Annotated in this window: 20 protein-coding genes and 1 pseudogene; 14 read left to right on the forward strand and 7 right to left on the reverse strand. The window is 67.3% G+C overall.

Annotated features, from left to right (window positions below; genetic code table 11):
* Nucleotides 1-677, reverse strand: a 677-nt coding sequence (locus Q8814_RS13625; RefSeq protein ID WP_330152555.1) for an SDR family NAD(P)-dependent oxidoreductase, incomplete at its 3' end; no start/stop codon positions are given.
* A 66-nt stretch (nucleotides 678-743) separates the two neighbouring features.
* The gene (locus Q8814_RS13630; RefSeq protein ID WP_330152556.1) at nucleotides 744-2,246 is read right to left on the reverse strand and encodes a class I adenylate-forming enzyme family protein; all 1,503 of its coding nucleotides are present in this window, start codon (nucleotides 2,244-2,246) and stop codon (nucleotides 744-746) included.
* A gap of 124 nt (nucleotides 2,247-2,370) precedes the next feature.
* On the opposite strand from Q8814_RS13630, the gene Q8814_RS13635 reads away from it, so the two are divergent.
* The 3 genes from Q8814_RS13635 to Q8814_RS13645 are packed head-to-tail and all read left to right on the forward strand — an operon-like array spanning nucleotide 2,371 to nucleotide 5,605.
* Nucleotides 2,371-3,552 (forward strand): CaiB/BaiF CoA transferase family protein, encoded by a 1,182-nt coding sequence (locus tag Q8814_RS13635; RefSeq protein WP_330152557.1) that lies wholly within the window; start codon nucleotides 2,371-2,373, stop codon nucleotides 3,550-3,552.
* Nucleotides 3,549-4,838, forward strand: coding sequence for an acetyl-CoA hydrolase/transferase family protein (locus Q8814_RS13640; RefSeq protein ID WP_330152558.1), 1,290 nt, complete (start codon nucleotides 3,549-3,551; stop codon nucleotides 4,836-4,838). Before Q8814_RS13635 ends, Q8814_RS13640 begins: the two co-directional genes overlap by 4 nt.
* Nucleotides 4,838-5,605, forward strand: a complete 768-nt coding sequence (locus Q8814_RS13645) for an enoyl-CoA hydratase/isomerase family protein (protein ID WP_330152559.1) — start codon at nucleotides 4,838-4,840, stop codon at nucleotides 5,603-5,605. The genes Q8814_RS13640 and Q8814_RS13645 overlap by 1 nt, the downstream gene beginning before the upstream one ends.
* Before the next feature lie 92 nt (nucleotides 5,606-5,697).
* On the opposite strand, the gene Q8814_RS13650 is transcribed toward Q8814_RS13645, so the two are convergent.
* Entirely contained in the window at nucleotides 5,698-5,946 is a 249-nt protein-coding gene (locus Q8814_RS13650) for a DUF2631 domain-containing protein (protein ID WP_330152560.1), read from the reverse strand.
* A gap of 130 nt (nucleotides 5,947-6,076) precedes the next feature.
* Between Q8814_RS13650 and dxr the strand changes: the two are divergent.
* The 5 genes and pseudogenes from dxr to Q8814_RS13675 all read left to right on the forward strand — a co-directional run bounded on the left by dxr (nucleotide 6,077) and on the right by Q8814_RS13675 (nucleotide 12,515).
* Nucleotides 6,077-7,230: pseudogene (gene dxr, locus Q8814_RS13655) on the forward strand (1-deoxy-D-xylulose-5-phosphate reductoisomerase).
* A 15-nt stretch (nucleotides 7,231-7,245) separates the two neighbouring features.
* Nucleotides 7,246-8,463 carry a M50 family metallopeptidase gene (locus tag Q8814_RS13660; RefSeq protein WP_330152561.1) on the forward strand — a complete coding sequence of 406 codons (1,218 nt, stop codon included), beginning with the start codon at nucleotides 7,246-7,248 and terminating at the stop codon, nucleotides 8,461-8,463.
* Between the two features lie 45 nt (nucleotides 8,464-8,508).
* Nucleotides 8,509-9,678: a flavodoxin-dependent (E)-4-hydroxy-3-methylbut-2-enyl-diphosphate synthase gene (ispG, locus tag Q8814_RS13665; RefSeq protein WP_330152562.1), complete on the forward strand. Its 1,170-nt coding sequence runs from the start codon at nucleotides 8,509-8,511 to the stop codon at nucleotides 9,676-9,678.
* Nucleotides 9,679-9,801: 123 nt separating this feature from the next.
* On the forward strand, nucleotides 9,802-10,638 hold the full coding sequence (locus tag Q8814_RS13670) for a GNAT family N-acetyltransferase (protein WP_330152563.1): 837 nt from the start codon (nucleotides 9,802-9,804) through the stop codon (nucleotides 10,636-10,638).
* A 74-nt stretch (nucleotides 10,639-10,712) separates the two neighbouring features.
* The gene (locus tag Q8814_RS13675; protein ID WP_330152564.1) at nucleotides 10,713-12,515 is read left to right on the forward strand and encodes a penicillin-binding transpeptidase domain-containing protein; all 1,803 of its coding nucleotides are present in this window, start codon (nucleotides 10,713-10,715) and stop codon (nucleotides 12,513-12,515) included.
* 6 nt (nucleotides 12,516-12,521) lie between these two features.
* Here Q8814_RS13675 and Q8814_RS13680 read toward each other — a convergent pair whose 3' ends face one another.
* A complete protein-coding gene (locus Q8814_RS13680; protein WP_330152565.1) occupies nucleotides 12,522-13,898 on the reverse strand; it encodes an APC family permease in 1,377 nt (458 codons plus the stop codon).
* A 44-nt stretch (nucleotides 13,899-13,942) separates the two neighbouring features.
* A complete protein-coding gene (locus Q8814_RS13685) occupies nucleotides 13,943-14,797 on the reverse strand; it encodes a LuxR C-terminal-related transcriptional regulator (protein WP_330152566.1) in 855 nt (284 codons plus the stop codon).
* A 118-nt stretch (nucleotides 14,798-14,915) separates the two neighbouring features.
* Between Q8814_RS13685 and Q8814_RS13690 the strand changes: the two genes are divergently transcribed.
* The 3 genes from Q8814_RS13690 to Q8814_RS13700 all read left to right on the forward strand — a co-directional run bounded on the left by Q8814_RS13690 (nucleotide 14,916) and on the right by Q8814_RS13700 (nucleotide 18,080).
* The gene (locus tag Q8814_RS13690) at nucleotides 14,916-16,541 is read left to right on the forward strand and encodes an AMP-binding protein (RefSeq protein ID WP_330152567.1); all 1,626 of its coding nucleotides are present in this window, start codon (nucleotides 14,916-14,918) and stop codon (nucleotides 16,539-16,541) included.
* A gap of 49 nt (nucleotides 16,542-16,590) precedes the next feature.
* Complete coding sequence (gene map, locus Q8814_RS13695) at nucleotides 16,591-17,448, forward strand: type I methionyl aminopeptidase (RefSeq protein WP_330152568.1); 858 nt, start codon at nucleotides 16,591-16,593, stop codon at nucleotides 17,446-17,448.
* Nucleotides 17,449-17,513: 65 nt separating this feature from the next.
* Complete coding sequence (locus Q8814_RS13700; protein WP_330152569.1) at nucleotides 17,514-18,080, forward strand: alpha/beta fold hydrolase; 567 nt, start codon at nucleotides 17,514-17,516, stop codon at nucleotides 18,078-18,080.
* Nucleotides 18,081-18,087: 7 nt separating this feature from the next.
* Here the strand turns inward: Q8814_RS13700 and mtr are convergent, their stop codons facing one another.
* Together mtr and Q8814_RS13710 are read right to left on the reverse strand one after the other, a co-directional pair.
* On the reverse strand, nucleotides 18,088-19,461 hold the full coding sequence (gene mtr, locus Q8814_RS13705) for a mycothione reductase (RefSeq protein ID WP_330152570.1): 1,374 nt from the start codon (nucleotides 19,459-19,461) through the stop codon (nucleotides 18,088-18,090).
* Nucleotides 19,458-20,501: an alpha/beta hydrolase gene (locus Q8814_RS13710; RefSeq protein WP_330152571.1), complete on the reverse strand. Its 1,044-nt coding sequence runs from the start codon at nucleotides 20,499-20,501 to the stop codon at nucleotides 19,458-19,460. Before Q8814_RS13710 ends, mtr begins: the two co-directional genes overlap by 4 nt.
* 219 nt (nucleotides 20,502-20,720) lie before the next feature.
* Between Q8814_RS13710 and mqo the strand changes: the two genes are divergently transcribed.
* The 3 genes from mqo to Q8814_RS13725 form a co-directional block, all read left to right on the forward strand.
* Nucleotides 20,721-22,250, forward strand: a complete 1,530-nt coding sequence (gene mqo / locus Q8814_RS13715) for a malate dehydrogenase (quinone) (RefSeq protein WP_330152572.1) — start codon at nucleotides 20,721-20,723, stop codon at nucleotides 22,248-22,250.
* Between the two features lie 86 nt (nucleotides 22,251-22,336).
* Nucleotides 22,337-23,569, forward strand: a complete 1,233-nt coding sequence (gene cobA, locus Q8814_RS13720) for a uroporphyrinogen-III C-methyltransferase (RefSeq protein ID WP_330152573.1) — start codon at nucleotides 22,337-22,339, stop codon at nucleotides 23,567-23,569.
* Nucleotides 23,570-23,607: 38 nt separating this feature from the next.
* Nucleotides 23,608-24,008: MFS transporter (locus Q8814_RS13725; RefSeq protein WP_330152574.1), on the forward strand; the 401-nt coding region annotated here is incomplete at its 3' end.

Raw genomic sequence — 24,008 nt, forward strand, 5'->3', positions numbered from 1 at the left:
GGGGTGCACTCCTTCGGCAGTGGGGTGTTCTTGCGGAGATATTCGGTCGGGCGCTCATTCTCGTAGAGGGGGCCGGTGATCTCACTCCGGAAGAAGCCGGGAGCCACCGTGTTCACGCGAATCGAGTGGCGAGCCCACTGCACTGCGAGTTCGGCGGTCAGGCCGGACAATCCGAGCTTGCTCGCCGCATAGGAGGCCTGGGGGATTCCTGGGATACCGACCCGGCCACTGATCGACGACACGTTGACGATCGCGCCTCGGCCCACAGCGCGCATGTGCGGGAAGGCATCCTGCGCGAGGCGGAACGGCGCGAGCAGGTTGAGATCCATGGTCCGGCGCATCGCGTCGAGCGGTTCGGACTCGGCCCGTTCCTCCGTGAACATGCTGCCCGCCGCATTGACGAGAATTTCCGGCGGACCGAGAGCCTCGGCGACGGCCGGTACGACGTCGCCGACCCTGTCGAGATCCGACAGGTCGCAGGTCACCGCGAGACCGCCGATCCGCTCCGCGAGTTCTTCCAGACGGTCTTTCCTGCGGGCCACCACGGCGACCCGGGCGCCCAGCGATGCGAGCGTTTCGGCGACCGAAGCGCCGAGACCCGACGACGCGCCGGTCACAATCGCGACCCGGTCTTCGAGGCCGAACATCCGTGCGGCGATATCGCGGTTCAGCGCCACAAGGTCTCCTTAAGTTCGTAGGTGCGACGAATTCTTGCACTGACGGACACAGGCGAGTGCCGTTGCTCAGATCGACCCCGAGCGACGATGCGCCTCGACGAGTTCGGGCAACCCGGCGCGCTGGATCTTGCCCATGGCGTTGACGGGCAGAGCGTCGACCCGGGTCCAGATTTCGGGGATCTTGTACGCTGAGAGCTCGCGTCGGCAGAGCTCGGTGAGGGACGTGAAATCCGGCTGAGAGAACGGGCTTTCGACCACAGCGGCCACCCGCTGCCCGAGCCGCTCGTCGGGTACCGCATACACGGCGACCTTCGTGACATGCGGGTGAGTGGCGATGACCCGCTCGACCTCGAGGGGATAAACGTTCGCCCCTCCCCGGATGATGACGAGCTTCTTGCGGTCCAGCACGGTCAACCATCCGTCCTCGTCGACGGTCCCGATGTCGCCGGTAGGGAACGGGCCCGGCTCCGGTGGGCGGATCTCGCCGCGCTCCAGGAATCCGACCATCGGTGTCCACGCCCCCGCCCACGGTCCGGTGGTGGCGCCGGACAATCGCAGTTCGCCGAGTTCGCCTGCCGGAAGGCGGTGACCTGCGTCGTCGTACGCGGCGACGTCGTAGTGAGGCAGCATCCGTCCGCTGGTGCCCGGCTGCCACTCGCTTCCAGGCGGGTCGATCGACACGACGGTGGGAGCCTCGGTCAGGCCGTAGGTGACGCGCGGGACGAGCCCGTGTGCGTCGGCGAATGCCCGGCGCAACGCGTCGGGGGTGTCGCTTCCTCCGCTCCACACTTCCTCGACGGTGCCGAGGTCGAGGTCCGGACGTGTGGCGAGGTCGTGGAGCTGGGCCGGAGCACCGTTCCACACGGTGACGCGCCGCGTTGTGATCCACTCGGCGACACCCTCGAGATTCCGCCGGTTCATCACGACCGCGCATCCGCCTGCCTGCGCGGTGAGCAGGGTGGACAGCACCATGAGATTGAGGATCGTCAGGGGGAAACTGTCGCCCTTACGCAATTCTGGTCCCCAACCCCGGGTGGCGACGAGAACCGCGCCCGGTAGGAGAAGATTGCGCTGACTGTGCACGACCGCCTTGGGATGTCCCGAAGTGCCACTGGTGAAGGCGATTCCGGCAGGGGCGTCGAGGTCGAGCTCGAGGGCGGGGGCCCGGTCGCTGTGCGTCAGGAGTTCCGTCCACCGATCGGAGTCCACGCGATCGGCGACGCGCAGTTTGCAGTGTTCGCCGGCGAGTGTCACCGCTGGGTCGCAGATGTCGTGCAGATTCTGCTGCTCGGCTTCGGAGAGGGCTTCGCCGATTCCGGCCCACACGGCTCCGATGCGCTGCGCGCCGTGGAAGGCCGCAACGATGTCCAGGTCGTTGGGCAGGCATGCGGCCACGCGGTGACCGGGGCGCACACCGAGCGACCACAGGGCGCCGGCGGCCCGCCGCGCCTGCTCGTCCAGTTCGGCATACGACCAGATGCCCGAGACGGCCTCGAGTGCGGGTGAATCGGGGCGCGACGCCAATGCGACATCGAGGATCTTGTCGATCGTTCCCGGCACAGTGTTCATTTTCTCCACCACCCAGTCATACCACTATCCTTGTAAGGATTCATCTGATAGTTTTGCGCCCGTCCCGGGCTGACGAGATCCAGCCGGGAAATCCGACCCGATGCAGCACAGTGAGGTTCTGTCGATGAATCACCCAGGTCCACTGTCCGGAGTGCGTGTCGTCGACCTGACGGCGATGGTGATGGGTCCGTACTGCACCCAGATCATGGCCGACATGGGAGCGGATGTCGTCAAGATCGAGCCACCCGCCGGCGACAACACCCGCTACATTTCGGTCGGGCCCGAACCGGGAATGGGCGGTGTCTTCGTCAACGTCAACCGTGGCAAACGCAGCGTCGTCCTGGATCTGAGATCCGACGAGGGCCGAGCGACACTGCGCGAGCTGATCGTCGATGCCGACGTGTTCATCCATTCGATGCGTGCGACGGCAATCGCCGATCTCGGCTTCGGATACGACGAAGTCGCGGCCCTCAACCCGTCGATCGTCTACACCAACTGCTACGGCTACGGTCGCGGTGGTCCCGACTCGAACCTCACCGCCTACGACGACACCATCCAGGCCGAATGCGGTCTGCCGTCCGCACAGGAACAACTGACCGGCGAGGCGGGCTACGTCGGCACCATCATCGCCGACAAGGTCGCCGGGATGACCGCGCTCTACGCGACCATGATGGCGCTGTTCCACCGCGAGCGGACGGGCGAGGGGCAGGAAGTCGAGGTCGCCATGTTCGAAACCATGGCGGCATTCATGCTCGTCGAACACGCCAACGGCGCGATGTTCACGCCTCCGCTCGGACCCGCGGTGTATCCGCGTGTGGTGGCGCCCAATCGGAAGCCGTACCGCACCGAGGACGGGCAGATCTCGGCGCTCGTCTACAACGACAAACAGTGGGCGGCATTTGTCGACGCCGTGAAACCGGCTTGGGCCGGCGAACATTTCGCGACTCTCGAACAGCGGGCGCGCCGAATCGACGAGGTCTACCAACTGCTCGGCGATACGTTCCGGGAACGGACGACGCAGGAATGGCTCGATCTGCTGCGCTCACGCGATATCCCCGCGGCTCCCGTCCGCACCCTCGACGAACTGTTCGACAACCCGCATCTCGAGGAAGTCGGGTTCTTCGAGAAGGTCGACTCACCGTACGGAGCGGTGCGTTACCCGGGCCCCCCGACGTGGTTCTCGCGCACTCCCGGCCACATCTCCGGGCCCGCGCCCAGGCTGGGTGCACACACCGACGAAATAGTCGACGCACTTCGCGTCGCCGCGGAGCCGTGCTCCCGTCAGCCCCACCTGGACGACGCATGAGTATTCACAGCGCCAACGGCGCCGCCGCGATAACCGGGGCCGTCGATCTCCGCGAATTCCTGCGCGCCGGCGACCGGATCGTGATCGGCCAGGCATGTGGCGAACCGTCGACACTGATCGAAGCGCTGATCGCACGGGGCCGCGACGTCGGCGGATTGTCGGCCTTCGTCGCGACGAGTTTCTCGGGGATCTTCACCCCGGAGACGGCCGAAAGCTTCTCGCTGGCGAGCATGGGTGCGATCGGTGCCTTGCGGTCGATGACGAAGGCGCACCGCCTTTCCGTGATCCCGTGCCACGTCAGTCAGGTCGGTCCCATGATCGAGGCGGGGGTCATCGGATGCGACGTCGCCTTCGTGCAGGTCGCTCCTGCCGATGCCGACGGCAACCACAGTTTCGGTCTCACAAGCGATTACGTGCAGGCCGCGGTCGCGAAGGCCCGCGTCGTCGTCGCCGAGGTGAACGATCAGGTGCCGTTCACGTACGGAGAACTGCTTCCGGCCTCGAAAATCGATTACGCCGTGCACGTCTCACGACCACCCGTCGAGGTGCCGCCCGGGCGGATCGGTGAGATCGACGAAGCCATTGCCCGCCACGCCGCCGAGTACATCGAGGACGGGTCGGTCCTCCAGATGGGGATCGGTGCCGTCCCGGACGCAATTCTCCGTCTGCTGTCCGACCGCAAGGATCTCGGCGTGCATTCGGGAATGCTCGGGGACGGCCTCGTCGATCTCGTCGAAGCGGGCGCAGTCACCAACGCGCGCAAGCAGATCGACAGGGGAGTGTCGATCACCGGTGCTCTGATCGGCACGCGGCGTCTCTACGATTTCGCGCACCGCAATCGGCAGATTCGCATGCGCACAACCTCCTACACTCATGACGCGGCAGTGCTCGCCCAGCTGGAGAAACTGGTCACCGTCAACTCGGCGATGGAGGTCGACCTCACCGGTCAGGTGAACGCCGAGCAGACCGGATCCGCCTACCTCGGGGGAACAGGCGGTCAGGTGGACTTCGTCCGTGCCGGTGCGCGTTCCCGGGGCGGGCACGCCATCATGGCGCTCCCCGCCACCGCCAAGGGCGGCACGATCAGCCGGATCACCGCCCGACTGTCCGGACCGGTGACCACGGCGCGCAACGATGTCGACGTGGTCGTCACCGAGTTCGGTGCGGCCGAGCTCCGGGGCCGGAGCCTCGCCGAACGCACCCGACGCCTGATAGCCATCGCCCACCCCGATTTCCGGGAAGACCTGTCACGCGAGGCCCACACGATTGCGCAGCGAGGTTTCTGATGAGCGACGCCGTACTGTTCGACGCGCGGGACGACGGCATCGCCGTCCTCACTCTCAACCGGCCGGAAACCCGGAACTGCCTTACCGAAGAGGTGCGGCAAGGCCTGTTCGCGGCCTGGGAACGCTTCGAGACAGATCCCGCGTTGCGCGTCGCCATCCTCACCGGATCGGGAGAGAAGGCGTTCTGTGCCGGCGGCGATCTCAAGGAGATGGTGGAAACGGGCATGCGAGTTCCGCCCCGCGACCTGATTCCGGTGCCCTACGACAACATCGAACTGACCAAACCGACCATCGCGGCCGTCAACGGCGCCGCGTTCGCCGGCGGCTGGTTGATCGCCCAGAGCTGCGACCTGTGCGTTGCCAGTACGACCGCGACGTTCGCGGTCACCGAGGTGAAGGTGGGCAGGAGTTCGCCGTGGGCGTCGCCCCTGATCCACATGATTCCGCAGCGGATCATGATGGAAATCCTGCTGACCGGTAAACCCATCAGTGCGACCCGGGCGTACGAGATCGGCCTGGTCAACAGGCTGGCCGAACCCGCGGATCTCCTCGGCGCCGCGCTCGGACTGGCCCGCGACATTCTTGCGGGTGCCCCCCTGTCGGTGAAGGCTGCCCGCGACACGGTGATGCTCTCGACCGAGATGGGACGCTCCGCGGCGCTGCAGGCCGCCCGGCACGCGTCCGAGCACTGCTACCACAGCGAGGACGCGCAGGAAGGTCCCCGCGCCTTCGCCGAGAAGCGGGCTCCTCGGTGGCTCGAGGTGTGAGAGCTCCCGGGTGCCGCCGCGGACCCCGATAGAACGACGACACCCGAGCCGGGAGCAGAACTCCGGCTCGGGTGTCGTGTGCTGTGGGTCGGCTACCGCATGCGGCGGCGACGGAAGATGTCGCGCACCAGGATCAGCACGAGCGCGGCGGCGAAACCGATCAGGAACAGGTTCTCGACGTTGCCGCTGTGGTTGCCGATCAGCATCAGCAGCAGGAAGACGGCGAAGAACCAGCCTGCCGCACGGAATAGCCGCGGGGCTTCCCCGCTCCACCCCCACTCGGCCGACGGCACTTCTGCTGCCGTGTCGAAGTGAGTGGACTGCAACTCGGTACCGGCCACCGTTTCCTCCTGCTTCCCAGATGGTCCTCTTGCCGCATATCGTGACATACGACCGACCGTCGTACGAAGTGGGGCCCGAGTTTCACCACCGCTTCAGGTAGCGCTCAGGTGAGTCGGGAACAATGATCCTGTGGCCGACACAGAACCCTCTCCGCGTACACGTGTGCTGCTGCTCGGCAGCACCGGCTCCATCGGTACCCAGGCACTCGAGGTGATCGCCGCGAACGCCGGCCGCTTCGAAGTCGTCGGCCTCGCCGCGGGCGGCGGCAACATCGACCTGCTCGCCGACCAGATCCGCGCGACCGGCGCCACCGAGATCGCGGTCGCCGATCCGGCCGCCGCTACCCGGCTCGGCGTGCCGGTCCGCAGCGGTCCCGGCGCCGTCACCGATCTGGTTCGCGAAGCCGAAGCGGATGTCGTGCTCAATGCGCTCGTCGGCTCGCTCGGCCTCGAACCCACACTCGCTGCCCTCGCAACCGGCGCCCGGCTCGCGCTCGCCAACAAGGAATCGCTCGTCGCGGGCGGTGCCCTCGTCACCGCCGCCGCCGAGCCCGGGCAGATCGTGCCCGTCGACTCGGAGCACTCGGCGCTCGCGCAGTGCCTGCGCGGCGGCAGCGGCGACGAGGTCGCGAGGCTCGTGCTCACCGCTTCCGGCGGCCCGTTCCGCGGCTGGGCTGCCGAGGAACTCGAATCGGTGACCCCCGACCAGGCGGGTGCCCACCCCACGTGGTCGATGGGCCCGATGAACACGCTCAACTCGGCGACCCTCGTCAACAAGGGCCTCGAGCTCATCGAGGCGAACCTGTTGTTCGGGATCGGGTACGACCGGATCGACGTCACAGTGCATCCCCAGTCCATCGTGCATTCGATGGTGACCTTCACCGACGGGTCGACCCTGGCGCAGGCGTCGCCGCCGTCGATGAAGCTTCCGATCGCGCTCGCCCTGGGCTGGCCGGACCGGGTGCCCGACGCGGCCCCCGCCCTCGACTTCTCGACCGCGTCGACGTGGGAATTCGAACCTCTCGACAACGACGTGTTCCCCGCAATCGAGCTCGCACGTGCGGCCGGGAGTGGCGGCGGATGCCTGACGGCCGTCTACAACGCGGCCAACGAAATCGCCGCCGAGGCGTTCCTGTCGGGTGACCTGTCGTTCCCCCGCATCGTCCGTACCGCGAGGCCGTCCTGGGCGAGGCGGACGGATGGACCGCTGCACCCGCTACCGTGGACGATGTTCTCGCCGCCGACAGCTGGGCCCGCAACCGGGCCCGCACACTCGTGAAGTAGGAGGCTCGGCCACAGATGATGTTCGTACTGGGCGTTGTGATCTTTGCCCTCGGCATCGCCATCTCCATCGCGCTGCACGAGGCCGGTCACATGTGGACGGCCCAGAAGCTCGGGATGAAGGTCCGGCGCTACTACATCGGCTTCGGTCCGCGGGTGTTCTCGTTCCGTCGCGGCGAGACCGAGTACGGGCTCAAGGCGATCCCGGCCGGCGGATTCTGCGACATCGCCGGGATGACGGCGCTCGACGAGCTCGAGCCCGACGAGCACGACCGCGCGATGTACAAGCAGAAGACGTGGAAGCGTCTGGTTGTGATGTCCGGCGGAATCGGGATGAACTTCCTGCTCGGCATCGTGCTCGTCTACGGCCTCGCAGTGAGTGCCGGACTGCCCAACACCGACAACCGTGCGGTGGTCGGCAGCGTCGGATGCGTCGCGCCGTCGCAGGCCGGACCCCCCGACTACACTCCCGCCGACTGCTCGGGGATCGGCCCGGCCGAAGCCGCGGGGATCGTGCCGGGCGACGTGATCGTCGCGGTCGACGGTGAATCGGTCGAGACATTCGGCGACCTCGTACGGGCAACACAGCCGCTGACAGGCACGGCCGAATTCACGGTTCAGCGCGGCGACGAGACGCTGACCCTGCCCGTCACCGTCGAACCCGTGCAGCGCTGGGTGTACGAGAGCACCCGCCCCGACGCCGAACCGGTGTCGCGAAATGTCGGAGCCATCGGCGTGGGTGGCGAGCCGTCGGTCACCGAGCACACTGCGCTGTCCGCGGTGCCGGCAACCTTCGACTTCACCGGTTACCTCGTCGCCCGCACCGCGGAGGCCCTCGTGAGCCTGCCGAGCAAGGTCGCGGACCTGTGGACCGCCGTGACCGGAGGCGAACGCTCGATCGACACCCCGGTCAGTGTGGTGGGTGCGAGTGTCATCGGAGGCCAGTTCGCCGAGCGCGGTATCTGGGAGTCGTTCGTGCTGCTCCTGGCGCAGTTGAACTTCTTCCTCGGCGCATTCAACCTCGTGCCGTTGCTGCCGCTCGACGGCGGGCACATGGCCGTCGCGATCTACGAACGCATACGGAACTGGGTGCGAGGCCTGCGCGGTCAGCCCGCCGGCGCACCCGTCGACTACATGAAGCTGTTGCCTTTGACCTACGTCGCAGTGGTCATCGGCGGCGCCTTCATGGTGCTCACACTCACTGCGGACATCGTCAACCCCATCCAGCTGTTCTGACCGTCGCCGGTAGAATCGCCGGGTAGCTACGAAAGAAGGCGAACTGTGACCAGCCCCGTCGGATTGGGCATGCCCGAAGTCCCCACGGTCCTCGCGCCCCGGCGCAAGACCCGACAGCTCATGGTCGGCGGTGTCGGTGTCGGCAGCGACCATCCCGTGTCGGTGCAGTCGATGTGCACCACCAAGACGCACGACATCAACGCGACGCTCCAGCAGATCGCCGAACTGACCGCCGCCGGATGCGACATCGTCCGGGTCGCGTGCCCCCGGCAGGAGGACGCCGACGCGCTCGCGACGATCGCGAAGAAGAGCCAGATACCGGTCATCGCCGACATCCACTTCCAGCCGCGCTACATCTTCGCCGCGATCGACGCCGGTTGCGCGGCCGTGCGGGTGAACCCCGGCAACATCAAGGAGTTCGACGGCCGCGTCCAAGAGGTCGCGAAGGCCGCGGGCGATGCCGGTATCCCGATCCGTATCGGCGTCAACGCCGGTTCGCTCGACCCGCGGATCCTGCACAAGTACGGGAAGGCCACCCCCGAGGCCCTCGTCGAGTCGGCGTTGTGGGAGGCCGGCCTGTTCGAGGAGCACGGCTTCGGCGACATCAAGATCTCCGTCAAGCACAACGACCCGGTCGTCATGGTCGAGGCCTATCGGCAGCTCGCCGCGAAGTCCGACTACCCGTTGCATCTGGGCGTGACGGAGGCCGGTCCCGCATTTCAGGGGACGATCAAATCCGCCGTCGCGTTCGGGGCGCTGCTGTCCGAGGGCATCGGCGACACCATTCGGGTGTCCCTGTCGGCGCCGCCCGCCGAAGAGATCAAGGTCGGCACGCAGATCCTGCAGTCGCTGAACCTGCGCCCCCGCAAGCTCGAGATCGTCTCGTGCCCGTCGTGCGGCCGCGCGCAGGTCGACGTGTACACCCTCGCCGACGAGGTCACCGCCGGTCTCGAGGGTATGGAGGTCCCACTGCGCGTCGCCGTGATGGGGTGCGTCGTCAACGGCCCCGGTGAGGCGCGCGAAGCGGACCTGGGGGTTGCGTCGGGCAACGGCAAGGGACAGATCTTCGTCAACGGCAAAGTCATCAAGACGGTCCCCGAGGCTCAGATCGTCGAAACTCTCATCGAAGAGGCAATGCGCATCGCCGAGGAGATGGAAGGCAACTCCGACTCCGGCGACGCAGCATCCGGCAGTCCGGTCGTATCGGTCGGCTGATCCCCGTGGGGCGCGCGCGATCCGATCGGCGGTACGGCAGTGAGGAACCGGTGCCCGGTTTCCATGCGACGGTGACGCGTGGCACTCTGATGTCCTATCGGCATTTCGACGGGTGGTGAGCGTGTGCTCAAGCTTCTGGGAGTCCGGTCGCTGGGCGACCGCGACTCCGCGGCGGTATTGCGGGCGCTCGCCCGGGATCCGGTGGCGGCATGCATGGTTGCGGGTCGCGTCGAGGAGTTCGGACTCGATCACCGCCGGGTCGGTGGAGACATGTGGAGCCGCGGCGGACCCGAACAGTCGCTGTGCTTCTCCGGCGCCAACCTGATCCCGCTCCTCGGAAACCCCGACGACATCCGGGCATTCGCCGAGCGCGCGGTCCGAGGGCCACGGCTGTGTTCATCGGTGGTGGGCAGGGCCGAATACGCACTGCCCATGTGGGAGGTGCTCGAGCCCACCTGGGGACCGCCACGGGAGGTCCGCGCCGAGCAACCGTTGCTGGTTCTCGATCGTGAACCGCTCGTCGAACCCGATCGGCAGGTGCGGCGCGTCAGACCGGAAGAACTCGACGCCTATCTACCCGCCGCGATCTCGATGTTCATCGAAGAGGTGGGGATCGATCCCCGCTCCGGAGACGGGGGAGCGAGCTACCGCCGCCGGGTGGCAAGTCTCATCACCGCCGGCCGGGCGTGGGCGCGGTTCGAACACGGTGAGGTCGTGTTCAAGGCCGAGGTCGGATCGCAGTCGTCGACGGTCGGGCAGATCCAGGGAGTGTGGGTGGACCCGGCGCGGCGCGGTGGAGGATTGGGCACCGCCGGGACTGCCGCGGTCGGCGTCGCTGTCGCGGCGTCCGGGCGTCTGCCGAGTCTGTATGTCAACAGCTTCAACGTGCATGCCCGTGCCGCCTACGCCCGGGTCGGCTTTCGACAGGTCGCGACATTCTCGACGGTGCTCCTCGACTGATTTCGGCGGTTGTCCCCCTACGATGGCGATCGATGAGACCTCGATCCGCTCCACCGGCACCATCGTGCCGCCGCATGTCCCGCGTTGTCGCCGTTACCGCGGTGGTCGCCGCGCTGATCGGTGTCGTTGTCGCGTGCACGCCGAAGGCCGCCGGGCCGGAGCCCGCCGCGCAACTGTTTCTCAGTGAGTTCGCGGCGCAGAACTTCGCCGGTGCCGCTGCGCACTCCGACCGGCCGGACGACGCCGCGGCGGCGATGAGCGAGATGTGGGACGGCCTGCAGGCCGAGTCGCTGACGGCGACCACGACGGGTGCGCGTGTCGATGGTGATTCCGCGGCCGTGGGTTACCACTACGAATGGCTTCTGCCGAAGGGCCGGATCTGGCAGTACGACGGAGAACTGCAGATGGGTCGGAGCGGCGACACCTGGGTGGTCCGCTGGAACAAAGCCGACCTGCATCCGCAACTCGGCGCCCGGCAGACCGTTCAGCTACGCAGCAACCCGGCTCCCCGCGCCCGCGTCAACGAGCATGCCGGCAGTGATGTCCTCGTACCCGGTGTCGTCTACGGGATTTCGTTCGACGCATCGAAGAGCAGAGACGTCGCGTCGGCCGCTCGGTCGCTGTCTGCGGCACTGTCGCAGTTCGACAAGTCGCTCACCGCACAGTCGATCGCCGAGTCGGTCACCGCGGCCGACGGTGCCCGCGCGGTGATGCGGCTGCGGGAAGAGGACTACGAGCGGGTCGCCGGAGTGCTTTCCGGGATTGCGGGTGTGGCGGTCACCGAGCAGGCCGACCTCGTCGCAACCGACCGCTCGTTCGCCCCTGATCTGGTCGGCCAGGTGAAGAAGACGGTGATCGACGAGGTCGACGGGACCGCGGGCTGGAGCGTCGTGGTCGTCAACCAGTACGGGGTCGACACCGGAGTACTCACCGAGACGCCACCGCAGCCGGTGCCGTCGTTCTCGATCAGCCTGGATCGTCCCATCCAGGTCGCGGCGCAGGCCGCCGTCGACGCTCGTACCGAGCAGGCCATGACGGTCGTCATCGAGGCCTCGACCGGCGCAGTGCTCGCAGTCGCTCAGAACAAGGAAGCCGACCGCGACGGCCCGGTTGCGTTGGCAGGGCAGTACCCTCCCGGATCTACCTTCAAGATCATCACTTCCGGCGCGGCGATCTCCTCCGGCCTCGCGACCCCGGAGAGCATGGTCCCGTGCCCGGGGCGGATCACCATCGGCGAGCGCAGTGTCCCCAACTACAACGAATTCGCCCTCGGGACGGTGTCGATGGCCACCGCCTTCGCGCGGTCGTGTAACACCTCGTTCGCCAAGCTCGCGTCCGAGATGGCACCGGACGCACTGACGGTCGCTGCGAAACAGTTCGGCGTCGGTCTCGACTACGAGGTGGTGGGCATGCCCACGTTCACCGGCTCGGTGCCCCCCGCAGAAGACCTCGTAGAGCGGACCGAAGACGGATTCGGGCAGGGCAAGGTGGTGGTGAGCCCGTTCGGGATGGCACTGGCCGCGGCGACCGTCGCGAACGGCGCCACCCCGGTTCCGTACCTGATCCGAGGCCGCGACACGATCACCGACGAGGCACCCCCGCCGATCGAATCCGGCATGGTCGAAGGTCTCCGGGACATGATGCGCCTGGTCATCACGAGCGGCACCGCCGATCGTATCCGCGACCAGGGTGACGTCTACGGGAAGACCGGCGAGGCCGAAGTCGAGGGTGGGTCGCACTCGTGGTTCGTCGGTTATCGCGGCGACCTCGCCTTCGCCACGCTCGTGGTGCGGGGCGGCAGCTCGGACAACGCCGTGGCTGTCACCCGCGACATGTTCGCGGCGCTGCCCGCCGAATACCGATCCGAAGGCGCGTGACGCCCGCTATTTCCCGAGATGCTCGGGATCGATTTTCGGCACCTCGCGGCCCGCGCGCTTGGCGGCGAGCCACGTCACGAACCACAGCGCGGCGCCGATCGCGAGCAGATATCCGGCGATCCGGTACTGCACAGCCGGACGCTCGACGAACGGCGACACCAGATACAGGCAACTGAGCGCGCCGAGCACCGGAAGAATCGTCGGAGTCCGGAAGTGTTTGTGCTCGACCGGGTCCCGGCGTAGCACCAGCACCGCGACGTTGACGACGGCGAACACACCGAGCAGCAACAGCGCTGTCGTGCCGCCGAGTTCGGGGATCTCACCGACGAAGGTGATCAGCCCGATCGCGAGCAGCGTGGTGAAGGCGATCGCCACGTACGGGGTGCGCCGGGTGCGATGCACGCGCCCCAACGTTGCGGGCACCACACCCTCGCTCGAGATTCCGTAGAGCAGACGACTCGCCATCAGCATGTTGATCAGCGCCGTGTTGGCGACCGCGAACATCGTGATGAACGCGAAGATGCCGACCGGAAACGCCGGGGCCCCGGCTTCGACGACCTTCAGCAGCGGCGTCTCGCCGGCGCCGAGCTGGTCGGCCGGGACCAGTGCGATCGAGGTGATCGATACCAGGACGTAGACCAGGCCGGTGAGGCCGAGGCCGAGCAGAAGCATCTTCGGGAAGATGCGGCTCGGATCCTTGCACTCTTCGGCCATGTTCACCGAATCCTCGAACCCGACCATCGCGAAGAACGCCAGCGCCGTGCCGGCCACGACCGCGGAGAACGCCGAGCGGTCGCCGGTGTCGATCTCGAAGACGCGAGTGAAGTCCCCGTTGCCGACACCCAGCGCCCACATCCCGATCATGATGATGATCAGTAGACCGGACAGTTCCACGCACGTGAGCACCACATTGGTCTTGACGCTCTCGCTGACGCCGCGGAAGTTGACCAGGGCGACCACGAGAATGAACGCCAGTCCCAGCAGAGTGATTCCGATACCGCCGGCGATGTCGAGTGCGAAGGCTTCGGCGAAGTTGGCCGCGAACGCCCGGGCGGCCGTCGATGCGGATGTGATGCCCGACGCCATCACCGCGAACGTCACCATGTACGTCAGGAAATGGATACCGAACGCCTTGTGGGTGTAGAGGGCAGCGCCCGCGGCACGCGGATATTTCGTCACCAGTTCGAGATAGCTGAACGCGGTGACCGTCGCGACGACGAATGCGACCAGGAACGGCAACCACACGACACCGCCGACCTCGTTGGCGACCTTGCCGGTGAGAGCGTAGATACCGGTGCCGAGGATGTCCCCGACGATGAACAGCAGCAGGAGCCCAGGTCCCATCACCCGCTTCAGTTCGGGCTGCGACGCTGTGTGGGTCATCGGAACTCCTTCGGCGCCCGACCGATTCGCGGAGTGGGAGCGTATCAGGGCAGCAGGCCCGATCTCCTCGCGACCGCGACCGCTTCGTGACGGGAGTGGACGTCGAGTTTGCTCATCGCACTGCGCAGGTAGCTCTTGACCGTCTCGGCGCCGACCGACAGCCGCCGGGCGATCTCGGTGTTGTTGCAGCCGAGCGCCACGTACGAGAGAACGTCGGTCTCGCGGGGAGAGAGGGTTACGTCGGGCCGCCCGTCGACCTCCCCGGAGAGCGCGGCCGCGAGCCGGTCCGACAGCGCTCTCAATCGCTGCTGGAGGGTCGTGTCGACGGTGTCCTGCGCGAGAGTCCGCAATTCCGCGTGCACTTCGCGGATCTCGGCCGACGCTGCCGGATCCTGGTCCTGCGGCGCACGGGTGAACATCGCCAGCCGCCGGTCCACCTCGTCGCGCACCGCGATCTCGCCCGCGAGCCGATTCGCGGCCTGCATGAAGGCATCGACCGCACGCTCTCCGAGAGGGGTGCACTCGCGTACCGCTCCGTAGAGCACCGCGCGCGCCGCACCGCCGACGAGCACGGGCACCGCGAGGATCGAGCGCAGCCCCTCCCCGAGCACCGGGCGGTCGAAGTGATGGGTGATCGACTCGGCACGGCCGTAGTCGGCAACCGTGAACGTCCGGCCTTCGGCCATGGCACGACCGCCGAGTCCGGCGCGCGGCGGAACCACCACCCCGGCCAGGCCGGTGGTCCGGGTGCCGACGAACTCACTCAGATGCAGCCTCCCGTGGTGCACCTCACCTGCGAAGACGACCGGGATCTGCGCGTGCGACGCGGTCCGGCGCAGTTCGCCGCGGAGCGCGTCGCCGTCGCGGGGACGGAGCAGCGACGAGGGACCTTTGGGCACCGTCGGTCACCCCTTTCCGGGGGTATCGGAACAGTCGTGTGATACGGATCATAGAGCCCGAACCCGGGTGTCGTGAAATTCCGGGTCGGTGACAATGCTCGACGAGAGGACAGAAGTGATGGTCGACTCAGCGACCCGTGTACGGGAGTTGCTTGCCCGCTACGACACCGCAGACGCATCCGCAGCCCGGCTGCTGTGCGACGACCATCCCGCGGACGCGGTGGCCTTCACGGTGATCGACGCAGATCTCACCTCCACCGATCTGACCTACGGGTATCTGGCGGAGCAGTCGGCCCGCTTCGCAGCGGCACTCGCCGACCTCGGTGTCGAGCCCGGAGATCACGTCGCCACTCTGATGGGTAAGTCCGCCGATCTCGTGGTCGCGGTGCTGGGCATCTGGCGTCGCGGTGCAGTGCACGTTCCTCTGTTCACGGCGTTCGCGCCCCCGGCCATCGCCTTCCGGCTGGCGGCCAGCGGAACCAAGGTCGTGATTGCCGACGGCGACCAGATCGGCAAACTCGCACCCGGTGAGGACATTCCGGAGGACGCGGCCTGGCAGGTCGTGGTGGCCGGCGACGGCGGCGGTGTCGGCCTGAGCTTCGCCGGACTCGTCGAATCCCACAGCGCCGATGATCCGCGTGGCGCGTCGGCAGCGGTGGGTGGCGACGGCGGTCTCGTGCAGCTGTTCACCTCGGGCACCACCGGCACCCCCAAGGGAGTGCCGGTGCCGGTGAAGGCCCTCGCGTCCTTCCATGCCTATCTCGAATTCGGACTCGACGTGCGCGAGGAGGATGTCTTCTGGAATGCGGCCGATCCCGGTTGGGCGTATGGGCTGTACTACGCGTTGCTCGGGCCGATGGCCGCCGGCCGGCGCAGCATCCTGCTGCACGCCGGGTTCTCACCGGCACTGACCTGGCAGATTCTCGACAAGTTCGGCGTGACCAACTTCGCTGCGGCCCCGACCGTGTATCGGAGCCTGCGCGCCGACACCGCTCCGCACGCGACGGTCCGGCTGCGGCGCGCGTCATCGGCGGGTGAGCCCCTGACTCCCGACGTGCTGGCGTGGTCGAAGGACACCCTCGGAGTGGTCGTGCGTGATCAGTACGGGCAGACCGAACACGGCATGTTCGTCGTCGACGCGTGGGCCGACGGGCTGCGCGATCAGGTGCCGGAGCGGTCGATGGGTAAGCCCCTGCCCGGTTGGAGCTGCGCTGTGCTGCGCGACGACAGCGACGAGATCGCCGGGCCCGGCGAGGTCGGACGCGTCGCGATCGACGTTCACAACAGCCCCCTGGTGTGGTTCACCGGTTACGTGGACGCCCCGGAGAAGACGGCGGACCGGTTCACCGAGGACGGTCGCTGGTATCTGACCGGTGACGCCGGCAAGGTCGACGAGAACGGTTTCTACTTCTTTTCCTCGCGCGACGACGACGTGATCATCATGGCGGGCTACCGGATCGGTCCGTTCGATGTCGAATCCGTGCTGGTGATGCACCCGGATGTGGTCGAGGCCGCGGTGGTCGGGTTGCCCGACGAGCTGCGCGGGGAGGTGCTCGAGGCGTTCGTGGTCCTGCGCGAGGATGTCACCGGCGGCGACGAGCTCGAAGCCGACCTGCAGCAGCTCGTGAAGAAGAAGTTCGCGGCGCATGCGTACCCGCGCGCGGTCCATTTCGTTCCGCACCTGCCGAAGACTCCCAGTGGAAAGGTGCAGCGCTATCTGCTTCGGCAGGGCGCCACGACCTGAGCGACCCGACGTGACGGGGGATCGGGGCGCGGGTACTAACCTGGAGAACATGTCTATGCGCGCCCCGCTCGTCCCCGGAACCCCGACACCGATCCGTACCGTGCCCGCCGCGATCGAGCGGCCCGAGTACGTCTGGAAGCCGACGGTTAACGAGGGCAACGAGCCCTGGGTGCAGACTCCCGAGACGATCGAGAAGATGAGGATCGCGTCGAAGATCGCCGCTCAGGCGCTCGTCGAAGCGGGCAAGGCCGTCGCTCCGGGAGTCACGACCGACGAGATCGATCGCATCGCCCACGAGTTCATGTGCGACCACGGCTCCTACCCCTCGGACCTCGGTTACCGCGGATTCCCGAAGTCGGTGTGCGTCTCGCTCAACGAGGTCATCTGCCACGGCATCCCGGACAGCACGGTGATCGAGGACGGCGACATCGTCAACATCGACGTCACCGCCTACATCCACGGCGTGCACGGCGACACCAACGCAACGTTCCTGGCGGGCGAGGTGTCGGAGGAGGCGCGTCTGCTGGTCGAGCGCACAGAAGAGGCGACGCTGCGGGCGATCAAGGCCGTCAAGCCGGGTCGAGCGCTCAATGTCATCGGCCGCGTCATCGAGGCCTACGCCAACCGCTTCGGATACGGCGTCGTGCGCGACTTCACCGGCCACGGCATCGGTGAGACGTTCCACAACGGCCTGGTCATCCTGCACTACGACCGGCCCGACATCGACACCGTCCTCGAGCCCGGCATGGTCTTCACGATCGAGCCCATGATCAATCTCGGCACCCCCGACTACGAGATCTGGGAGGACGGCTGGACCGTCGTGACCAAGGACCGTAAGTGGAGCGCCCAGTTCGAGCACACTCTCGTCGTCACCGACACCGGCAGCGAGATCCTCACTCTGCCGTGACGGGTGAGCAGGTGATCGATCGGGTCCTGCAAGCCGGGTCGTAGAGACGTGTAGCGTTTCTGGGCATGGAATCGAGGACGGTGACGACGCCTGCAGGGCCGACGCAGGTGCGAATCGGGGGACCCGACAGCCGCCACACGGTGTTGCTGCTACCCGACGCGGGGGAGACCGCGGACGTCTTCGACACAGTCTGCGAGCGGCTGCACAATTCGGACCTGCGCACCGTGGTGCCGGAAACGATCGACGGCCTGGACGGGAGCGGTGTCTTCGCGCTGCTCGACGAGCTGAAACTGCCGTGGGTGCACCTGGCCGGAAGCGGCGCGGGTGCCGAGCTCGCGTGGTCGGTGGCTGCCGGACGTTTCGGTCGTTTCGTGAGCCTCGTCGTCGCCGACCGCGGCCATCCCGCCGTGGCCGGCCCGGACGGCCGGATCCGCGACGCCTCGGCGCCGGCGGCCGAGGTGCCCACCACGATCGTGATCGGCAACCCCGACCGGCGCGCCGAGGCGGACGCGTCGATGCGCTATGTCACCGGTGAGTTCCGGGTGGTCGAACTCGCCGGTGTCGGCAACGTCCCGGCGCAGGCGCCCGCCGAGTTCGCGTCGGCGATCGCCCTGCGTACCGGCAGCTGGTAGCCGGTTCTCACAGACCGAGCAGCGCGTTCTCCACGAGTTCGGGCAGCGCGGGATGGATCCAGTACTGGCCCTCGGCCATCTCCCGGGCGGTGAGCCCGAAGCTCATCGCCTGGATGAGCGGCTGGATCAGCGTCGACGCCTGGGCGCCGATGATGTGCGCGCCGAGCAGTAGGCCGGTGGCCCTGTCCGCGATCAACTTGCAGAAACCTTCGGTGTCCTCCATCGCCCACCCGTAGGCGACGTTGCCGTAATCCTGGATCTTGACCGAGATGTCGTATCCGGCGGCGCGGGCCTCCTCCTCGGTCAGTCCCACGCTCGCGATCTGCGGATCGGTGAACACCGCAGACGGTACGAATCGGTGATCGCTGCGCCGCAGCATCGACGTCTCGCCGCTCCACGCATCGTGGAGCAGGTTGTGCTGCACCACGCGGGCTTCATGATTGGCGACGTGCTTGAGCTGGTACGGAGACGACACGTCGCCGAGCGCGAATACACCGCGTGAGGTGGTGCGCTGGAACTCGTCGACGACGATGAGGCCATCCTGATCGACTTCGATGCCCGCGGCTCCGACACCGAGTTCGTCGCCGTTCGGAATACGACCCGTCGCGACCAGCAGTGCGTCGGCGGCGAGGACCGTGCCGTCGGAAAGCTCGGCCTCGACCCCGTCGCCGGCCGGCCGGAACGCGCGGGCGGGATTGGACAGGTGCACATCCCACTTGGCGTGCGCCAGTGCTGTGAACCGCTCGGAAATGTCCGTGTCGAGATGCCGGAGAAGACGCTCGCGCCGTGCGATCACCGACACCTTGGTGCCGAGCGCGGAGAAGACGTGCGCGAACTCCATGGCGATGAAACCGGTTCCGAGAATCAGGATGGATTCCGGCGGCTTCGGCAAGCGCATCACGTCGTCACTCGTGTGATACCGCACCCCGCCGTCGAGAACCTCGCGCGGGATATCCGGCCGCGACCCCGCGGCCACCACGATCTGATCGGCGGTGATCGTCTCGCCCGTTCCGGTGTCCAGGGTGCGCTCACCCACGAATCGGGCGTGCCCGTCGTACACCGTCACATTGGCGCAGCCCTCGCGCCGGTAGCGTTCCCCGCCCGCGGCGATCGGGTCGATGCGCCCGAAGACCCGATCGACGATCTCGTTCCAGCGGAACCCGTCGATGGACGCGTCGACCCCGTACTTCGAGGCGGTGCGTACCGTCCGCGCGACCTCGGCGGCATAGACGTACATCTTCGTCGGGATGCAACCGACATTGAGACACGTGCCTCCGAAGGTGCCCTTCTCGAGGAGCGCCACGCGCTTGTCGTCGTAGCGCTCGTCGATGATCGAGTTGCCCGATCCGGTGCCGATGATCGCGAGATCGTAATGGGTCACGCGTGTCCTTCCGTGGATGGTGGTCGCGCAGCATCTGCGCGGGCACCGGCGGCATGCGCTGCGGTGCTGTGACCGTCCAACCATTCCAGCCACAGGTCCAATTCCTCGAATGCCGTAGCCAGAGGGCCGGGAGTGGACAAGAACACATCGTGACGCGCCCCGGTGACCGGCACAACGGTGGTGCGATCGCCCAGGCACCCGGCCCATCGCGCGATCTGGCGCACGTCGAGCACTGCGTCGACCGTATCGACGGCCGGGTCGTACTCCGGTGCGAACCGTGATTCGCCCGAGCGCAGGATCAACGAGGGCACCCCCACATCGAGACCACGATGCAGTCGGGCGTGCCCGCGCCGCACGGCGCGAAGCCAGCCGAACGTGACGGGAAATCCGCTCAGCGGCTTCCAGTCGAGGTTGTAGCTCCAGCCGCCGCTCTGCAGGCTGAGCCCGTACGTGTCGAGCTTCTGCCCGGGCACCGCCTCGCGCGGCCGCAGACGCCCGAGGACGTCGATCGCCGCGGTACCGACGTTGCGCAGATATGAGGGGCCCTGCAGGTCGAACCACGGACTGTTGAGGATGGCGCCGATCACACCGGCGCCGCCCGCACCGCCGGGACGACGATTGAGCCGGTCGAGCCACAGCGGCAGGACCAGTCCGCCCGTCGAATGTGCGGCAAGAAGCACGCCGCCGCCCACGACGTCCCGGACGATGCGCAGCGCCTCCTCGAGTTCGGCGTCGTAGAACTCGAGGTCGGTGACGAAATGGGGAGTGTGCTGAGGAAGCCGGGACCGACCGCACTTACGCAGGTCGAGGGCGAAGAAGCGATACCCCTGCGCCGCGAAGTGCTCGGCCAGGTGCTGTTGGAAGAAGTAGTCGGTGAACCCGTGTATGTACAGGACGGCGCGGTCGGGTAGTTCGGCGGTCTCGGGTTGATACCGGACGAGGGTTGCCGAGATCTGTCCCTCTCCGTCGGGATCGTTGCCCAAGGGTAGACTGAGCTGCTGGTACCCGTCGCCGAGGATGTCAGGCTGCCAAGTAGTCACAGTCACACCCTATTGGTGTCCGGGTTCGGCTGCGGGGGGTACACAATTAGGTGAAATGAAACGCCGGTCAACGCGCGGGTAACCTGTTCGTCGCAGTCGGCGCGGTCGTGGTCTATCGGGTTTCCGGCAGATGCCACGGACGCGTTCGGGACACTCACGCGAGCGGTGCGCGGTACCGCGGCGGCGCGTGCGAAACCAGACAAGGAAGTCGATTTCCCAGTGTCAGAGAACGTGGTAGAGGCGAAAACCGATGTAGTGCTCGTCGGTGCAGGCATCATGAGCGCGACCCTCGGTGCGCTGTTGCGTCAGCTGCAGCCGGAATGGTCGATCACCGCATTCGAGCGGCTCGATGCCGCTGCGGCGGAGAGCAGCGACCCGTGGAACAACGCCGGCACCGGCCACTCGGCACTGTGCGAGCTCAACTACACCCCCGGAAAGCCCGACGGTTCGGTCGACATCGCCAAGGCGATCAACGTCAACGAACAGTTCCAGGTTTCGCGCCAGTTCTGGGCATATGCGATCGACAACGGGATCCTTGCCGATCCCAAGAACTTCATCAACCCGATTCCGCACGTCAGCTTCGTGCACGGGGCGGACAACGTGAAGTATCTGCGCGCCCGTTACGACGCGCTCGCCGGTCACCCGCTGTTCGCCGGCATGGAGTACTCGGAGAGCCCCGAGTGGTTCGCCGAGCGGCTTCCGCTCATGGCCCGAGGCCGCGACTTCTCCGATCCGGTGGCCCTGAACTGGACCGAGACGGGCACCGACGTCGACTTCGGTGCGCTCACCAAGCAGCTCATCAACAACGTCGCCGTCTCCGGTGGCACCGTGTTCTTCGGACACGAGGTCACGAACCTGACGAAGCAGTCCGACGGCAGCTGGATCGTCAAGGTCCGCAACCGCCGGACCGGCGAATCCCGCAAGGTACATGCCAAGTTCGTGTTCGTCGGTGCCGGTGGCGGTGCGCTGCATCTGCTGCAGAAGTCCGGGATCAAGGAAGCCAAGGGCTTCGGTGGCTTCCCCGTGTCGGGCGCGTTCCTGCGGTGCACCAACCCCGATGTCATCGCGCAGCACAGCGCGAAGGTGTACGGCAAGGCCGCCGTCGGCGCACCGCCCATGTCGGTTCCCCACCTCGACACCCGCGTGATCGACGGCAAGCAGGGCCTGCTGTTCGGCCCTTACGCCGGCTGGTCGCCGAAGTTCCTCAAGCAGGGCGGGATCATGGACCTGCCGAAGTCGGTCAAGCCGAACAACCTCATGTCGATGCTCGGGGTCGGCGCCACCGAACTCGGCCTGGTCAAGTACCTCGTCGGTGAACTGGCGCAGTCTCCGGCCGACCGCATCGTGACGCTGTCGGAGTTCGCGCCCGAAGCGCGCGTCGAGGACTGGGAACTCATTGTCGCCGGCCAGCGTGTCCAGGTCATCCGGCGTAAGGGAATGGGCGGTGTACTGGAATTCGGCACCGCCGTCGTCACCGCCGAGGACGGCACCATCGGTGGTCTGCTCGGTGCCTCACCCGGGGCTTCCACCGCCGTGCCCGCGATGCTCGACGTCCTCGAACGCTGCTTCCCACAGCAGTGGGCGGGATGGCAGCCCAAGCTGAAGGAAATGGTGCCGTCGCTGGGCGTCAAGTTGTCGGACGACCCCGAACTGTTCGACCGTATGTGGAACTGGAGCACCCGGTCGCTCGAACTCGACGTCGTCTCCGACATCGAGGCCGCCGCGCCGGCCGAGGCCGCCACGGTCTGACTCTTCCGCCCGCAAGACAACAGGCCGGTCCGCGTCCGCGGGCCGGCCTGCGTCCGCCGACGCACACAGAAATTGGGGACCTCACCGTGTCATCCGCAAGCACAGACGAGTCCAGCTATCTTGTCGGCCTGAACCTGTCCGGCCGGCGTGTGGTGGTGGTCGGGGGCGGCTCGGTCGCCCAGCGGCGCCTGGGCCTGCTCGTAGCGTCCGGCGCCGACGTTCACGTCATCACCCGAGTGGCGACCCCGGTGGTCGAGAGCATGTCCACGAAGGGGCAGATCGGCCTCGAGTTGCGCGACTATCTCGACGGTGACCTCGACGGCGCCTGGTACGTGCTCGCATGCACCGACGAACCGGACACCAACGCAGCGATCGTGGCGGAGGCGGAGCGCCGCCGCATCTTCTGCGTGCGCGCCGACAATGCCCGTTTCGGTAGCGCCGTGACACCCGCGACCACGCACTACGAGGGGCTCACCGTCGGTGTTCTTGCCGGCGGTGACCATCGCCGGTCCGCAGCGGTGCGCACGTCGATCCGGGAAGCCCTCGCCGGTGCAGCCGTGTCCGAGGTGGCCGACGGCGCTCCGAAGCCGGTCGGTGTCGCGCTGGTCGGAGGAGGACCCGGCGATCCCGACCTCGTCACGGTCCGAGGACGGCGCCTGCTCGCGCGCGCCGACGTCGTGGTCGCCGACCACCTCGCCCCCCAGGAACTACTCGCCGAACTCGACCCCCACGTCGAGGTGATCGACGCCGCGAAGCTGCCCTACGGTCGCGCGATGGCGCAGCAGGTCATCAACGACATCCTGATCGACCGCGCGAAGGCCGGTAAGTTCGTGGTCCGGCTCAAGGGCGGCGATCCCTACGTGTTCGGGCGCGGGTACGAAGAACTCGAGGCGTGCACCGCCGCGGGCGTTCCGGTGACGGTAGTGCCCGGTATCACCAGTGCGATCTCGGTGCCGTCCGCTGCCGGCGTTCCCGTCACCCATCGCGGTGTCACGCACGAATTCGTGGTCGTGAGTGGACACGTCGCACCGGACCATCCGGATTCGCTGACCGACTGGGATGCCCTCGCAAAACTGCGCGGCACCCTGGTGCTGCTGATGGCCGTCGAACGCATCGGGCAGTTCGCCGACGCCCTGCTCGCGGGCGGACGCCCCGCCGAGACCCCGGTCGTCGTCGTGCAGGAGGGCACCTTGCGGACCCAGCGGGTGCTGCGCGCAGATCTGCAGTCGGTGGCCGCACGGGTGCGCGACGAGGGGATTCGCCCGCCCGCGATCATCGTGATCGGTCCGGTCGCCGGCTTCACTTCCGGCGGTCGGTAACGTTGACCCCCGTGGAGACCTCCCGGCCAGCTGCCGTCATGACCGCCCGAGCCCTGGGTCTGGCGATCCTCGTGCTGAGTGGACTGCAGCTGATGGTGGTGCTGGACGGCACCGTCGCCAATCTCGCCCTCGCGCCGCTGCAGGCAGACCTCGGCCTGTCCGACGCGAACCGAAACTGGGTGCTCACGTCGTACGCGTTGACCTTCGGCGGCCTGATGCTGCTCGGCGGTCGTCTCGGCGACAGTTTCGGCCGCAAGCGAATGTTCCTCGGCGGCGTCGGCCTGTTCACTCTCGCGTCGTTACTGTGCGGCCTGGCGAGCAACGAAGAGATGCTCATTGCCGCGCGCGCTCTGCAGGGTGTGGGTGCCGCTGTCGCGTCGCCGACCGCGCTCGCGCTGGTTGCGACCACGTTCGCGGCGGGCCCCGCCCGCAACCGCGC

The organism is Rhodococcus chondri (assembly GCF_036327435.1).
Lineage (GTDB): Bacteria > Actinomycetota > Actinomycetes > Mycobacteriales > Mycobacteriaceae > Rhodococcus > Rhodococcus chondri.